This is a genomic window from Flavobacterium sp. (assembly GCF_043720215.1).
GTDB lineage: Bacteria > Bacteroidota > Bacteroidia > Flavobacteriales > Flavobacteriaceae > Flavobacterium.
This window is the reverse complement of record NZ_JAYSSZ010000092.1, coordinates 1-4,733: the sequence shown is the minus strand read 5'-3', so window position 1 is coordinate 4,733 and position 4,733 is coordinate 1. Positions and strand designations below refer to the sequence as shown.

The 4,733-nt window shown below is 29.8% G+C and carries 5 protein-coding genes; 4 read left to right on the top strand and 1 reads right to left on the bottom strand.

What is annotated here, in order from left to right; all coding sequences use genetic code 11:
• From ACHZC3_RS04450 to ACHZC3_RS04435, 4 genes are all read left to right on the top strand, one after another.
• Positions 1-930: CTP synthase (locus ACHZC3_RS04450; protein ID WP_394758678.1), on the top strand; the 930-nt coding region annotated here is incomplete at its 5' end.
• 54 nt (positions 931-984) lie between these two features.
• Positions 985-2,868, top strand: coding sequence for a membrane protein insertase YidC (yidC, locus tag ACHZC3_RS04445; RefSeq protein WP_394758677.1), 1,884 nt, complete (start codon positions 985-987; stop codon positions 2,866-2,868).
• 151 nt (positions 2,869-3,019) lie between these two features.
• Positions 3,020-3,787, top strand: coding sequence for a toxin-antitoxin system YwqK family antitoxin (locus tag ACHZC3_RS04440; RefSeq protein ID WP_394758676.1), 768 nt, complete (start codon positions 3,020-3,022; stop codon positions 3,785-3,787).
• A 36-nt stretch (positions 3,788-3,823) separates the two neighbouring features.
• Positions 3,824-4,381 (top strand): DUF4956 domain-containing protein, encoded by a 558-nt coding sequence (locus ACHZC3_RS04435; RefSeq protein WP_394758675.1) that lies wholly within the window; start codon positions 3,824-3,826, stop codon positions 4,379-4,381.
• Here the strand turns inward: ACHZC3_RS04435 and ACHZC3_RS04430 are convergent, their stop codons facing one another.
• A complete protein-coding gene (locus ACHZC3_RS04430; protein ID WP_394758674.1) occupies positions 4,382-4,612 on the bottom strand; it encodes a hypothetical protein in 231 nt (76 codons plus the stop codon). It abuts the gene before it with no gap.
• Between the last annotated feature and the right edge of the window lie 121 nt (positions 4,613-4,733).

The following is a 4,733-nucleotide window of genomic DNA, read 5'->3' as shown; positions in this document are numbered from 1 at the left end:
ATCGATGCCTCTACAATATATGATGTTCCTAATTTGATGCTTGAAGAAGGATTAGATAGAGTAGCATTGAAAAAATTAAATTTACCAGAAAAAGCAGCACCAGATTTAAAACAGTGGAACGAATTTTTGCAAAAACATAAAAACCCGAAACATGAAGTAAATATTGGTTTGGTTGGTAAATATGTCGAGTTGCAAGATTCTTACAAATCAATTCTAGAAGCATTTATTCATGCAGGAGCCACAAATGAAACAAAAGTAAATGTAATTTCTATTCACTCGGAATATTTAGATGCCAAAACGGCAGAAAATCAACTAAAAGGATTAGATGGCATATTAGTTGCACCAGGATTTGGCGGTCGCGGAATTGAAGGAAAAATAGAAACTGTTCGTTATGCAAGAGAAAATAAAATTCCATTTTTTGGAATTTGTCTAGGAATGCAAATGGCAGTTATTGAATATTCTCGAAATGTATTAGGTTATGCAGATGCTAATTCGACCGAAATGAACGAAAACACTTCGCATCCTGTAATAAACCTGATGGAAGAACAAAAAACAATTACTGACAAAGGAGGAACCATGCGATTAGGTGCTTGGAAATGTCATTTATCAGAAAATACTTTGGCACATAAAATATATGGGAAATCAGATATTTTAGAACGTCATCGTCATCGTTATGAGTTCAATAGTGATTATTTAGAAGTATTGCAAAACGCAGGACTAAAAGCTTCGGGAGTAAATCCAGAAACAGGTTTGGTCGAGGTTATAGAATTGGAAAATCACCCATTTTTTATAGGCGTTCAGTACCACCCAGAATACAAAAGTACAGTGTTAGCTCCGCATCCGTTATTCGTTAGTTTTATAGCAGCGGCAGTAAAAAATAAAAAATTAGTAAGAGCATACATTTATTTTGGTAACAAAATGAAAAAATAAAGACTAACATAAGCTTACCGCTTGAAGCCTAATGCTTAAAGCAAAAATAAAAAGATGGAAAAGAAGAAATTAGACCTTAATTCGATTATTGGATTTGTATTAATTTTTGGTATCATGATGTGGATCATGTACCAAAATAAACCTACACAAGCAGAAATTGATAAGAAAGCAAAACAAGAATTAGTTGAAAAAACCAAAAGTCAAGAGCCAAAAGTTATTGAAGTTGTTGCACCTACAACTAGTACCGATTCAGTTCAAACAGCAAAAATGAAAGCTACTTTAGGTAGTTTTGCTTATTCAGCTACATTGCCATCAGCAAAAACTGGTTTTACAACTATCGAAAATGAGCTAATAATTCTGAAAATCGCAAACAAAGGAGGTTATATTGCCGAAGCGACTCTAAAGAACTTTAAGCAAATTTCTAAAGATTCTGGAAAATTAGTACAACTTATTAAGGATAATAATGCTAATTTAAATATTGTACTGCAAACAAAAGACAATAGAGTTCTAAATACTAAGGATTTGTTTTTTGAGCCAACACTAACAAAAGTAGGAGCAGACCAAGTTCTTTCTATGAAGTTAAAAGCAGGTGAAAACCAGTTTCTAGAATATAAATACGTTTTGAAACCTAATGATTGTATGTTAGATTTTGATGTTCGTTCACAAGGATTAGCATCGGTACTAAACACTACAAAACCAGCCGATTTAGAATGGAACTTAAAAACCTATCGTAACGAAAAAAGTATTTCTTACGAAAATCGTTACACAGAACTTATTTATGAGCACGAAGAAGGAAAAGATAGTTATTTAAATCAATCTGATGATGAAGAAGCTGCTCAAGAAGTAACTTATGTTGCATTCAAACAGCATTTTTTCTCTTCTATTTTATTGACAAAAACACCTTTCAAAACATCAAAATTAATCTCATCAAATTTAGTTAAAGACGAAAAAACAGATACTATTTTCACTAAAAACTTTACAGCAACACTTCCGTTAGTTTTTAATAATGGTGAAGTAGATTATAAAATGAATTGGTATTACGGCCCTTCGGATTATAAAATATTAGATGCTTATGAGAGAAACCTTGATGAAATTGTTTCACTAGGTTGGGGAATTTTCGGATGGATAAATAAATTTATTTTCATGCCTTTATTTGGTTTGTTAGGCTCATTTATCCCATACGGAATTGCTATTATTGTATTTACAATTTTAATCAAATTGGCGATGTCGCCTATTACATACAAATCGTTCTTGTCGCAAGCAAAAATGAAGGTATTGCGTCCAGAAATTACTGAATTGAATGAGAAGTTTGGTAAAGACCCAATGAAAAAACAACAAGAAACGATGAAGTTGTATAATAAAGCAGGTGTAAATCCAATGGCGGGTTGTATTCCGGCACTTATTCAGCTTCCGTTTATGATGGCTTCGTTTCAGTTTTTCCCAGCTGCAATCGAGTTAAGACAAAAAGGGTTTCTTTGGGCAGATGATTTATCCTCATATGATTCGATATTAAAATTACCTTTTAATATTCCTTTCTACGGAGATCACGTGAGTTTATTCCCAATTTTAGCTTCTATTGCAATTTTCTTTTATACAAAAATGACAATGGGAGATCAGCAAATGTCAGCGCCACAGCAAGAAGGTATGCCAGATATGGGGAAAATCATGAAAATCATGCTGTATGTTTCGCCTATCATGATGTTGTTTATCTTTAATACATATGGTTCTGGATTGAGTTTGTATAACTTTATTTCAAACGTAATTACTATAGGAATTATGCTTGTTATTAAAAATTATATTGTCGACGATGTGAAAATTCATGCTCAGATACAAGAAAATAAACTAAAAGAACCTAAGAAACAAGGTAAGTTCCAGAAAAAATTGCAAGAAGTAATGGAACAAGCTGAAGCTCAAAAAGCAAAAGACAAAAAGAAATAAATAGTAAAAATAATCCAGCTTTTGCTGGATTATTTTTTTAGAATATACAATCGGCATTATTGTTGCAATTAGATATTTATAAAATAAAGTTTTACTTTTGAAATAAAAAGTACTATTTTGAGTTAGTAAAGAATATTCAATTTTTAAAATTATGAGAAGTACTATAAACAAAAAATATTTAATCTATATATTCTTATTAAGTATTTCGTTTGGCTATGCCCAGATTAAAAAAATTGAAACGCCAAAGCCAGAACCCGTAAAACCTCAAGTTTCGCCTAATAGCTTCGACGAAAACGGTCTACGTCAAGGATTGTGGAATGGTTTTTATGATGATTCTAAAATTCTACGATATGTAGGTAACTTTAACCACGGAAAAGAGGTTGGAGTTTTTACGTACTATGCTAATAGTGACAAGAAAATTGTAATGGCAACACGCAATTTCGATTCTAAAAATAATGCCTATACCATATTTTTTGATGATAAGAACAACAAAGTCAGTGAGGGAAATACTATCAACAAATTTCGTTCAGGACTTTGGAAATACTATCATAAAAATTCTAAGTTAGTTATGACTACCGAAAATTATGTAAATGATAAAATAGAAGGTATTAGAAAAGTTTTTTATACAAACGGAAAACTCGCAGAAGAAGTTCCGTATAAAAATAATCTTAAAGAAGGAATTTCAAAAAAATATTCGAAAAAAGGAAAGCTTATAGAAGAATCGGTTTTTGCAAACGATGTTTTACAAGGACCATATAAAGTCTATGATGAATCAGGAAATTTAGTTATAAAAGGACAGTTTAAAAACGATAAGAAAAACGCAATCTGGCAATATTTTGAAAACGGAAAATTAGTTCGTGAAATGAATGCAGATACTATTAATGGGCATAAAAAACCTAGTTTAAAAGAAAAAAAATAGTATTTTTATAAAGTCAAATTTATAAGACGACTAATTATGAACTTATACGAACTCGTAGGAAGGTTTTTATTACTAACAATTTCTATCTTAATTTTGTATTTTTTCTCTAATAGAAAAGATAATAAAACCATAAATCCCCTAATTGTCATTGTAGGATTATGTACCTTTTCTTTATGTTATTTATTTACAAAAATTGAAATAGGAGTTGGAATAGGTTTTGGGTTATTTGCAATTTTCTCCATTTTACGATTCAGAGCGCAAACATTTACTATAAATGCAATCATTTTTCTTTTTGCCACCATTACGCTCTCTATTTTAGATATCATGCATCCTTTAGAAAAATATGAAATCTTACTCTTTTTACAAGTGACTATAATAGGTAGCTATATTGTCGCTACACATCTGGTAATCAATAAAGAATCGAAATATTTAAAGAGTATTGAAATTAAATTAAAATACGATTCATTATTTAATCTAGAAGACGAAACAGTTAGAAAAGTTATTGCTGAGAAAATAAATAGTGAAAATTTTGAATTTAAAATAGCTTCAATAAATACAATTAGTAATGAAGTTGATGTTAAAATTTATTATTAATTAATCATTAAAAACTCTTACCTGTTTTATATATAACTCTCTTTTCTCTCCTATAATTTTAAATTCTAAATCTACAGGTTTAAAAAGATATTTATTCCAATATTTATTCATTCGACTCTCTATATTTTTACTGACTTTATATAAATTATTTATTTCAACAGAAGATAATAATGGTTTATTTTCATTTAAATTTGAATGAGAAACATAATCTACATCAAAATTTAAATTCATAGATTCGAATAGATTTAAATCATAAATAGTCCACCCTTAAAAACACATCAACATATTGATTGTTAATAACTTGTGATTAATTACTGCTTAAAAAGGCACTGTTAAATCGCCAAAAAGTGTA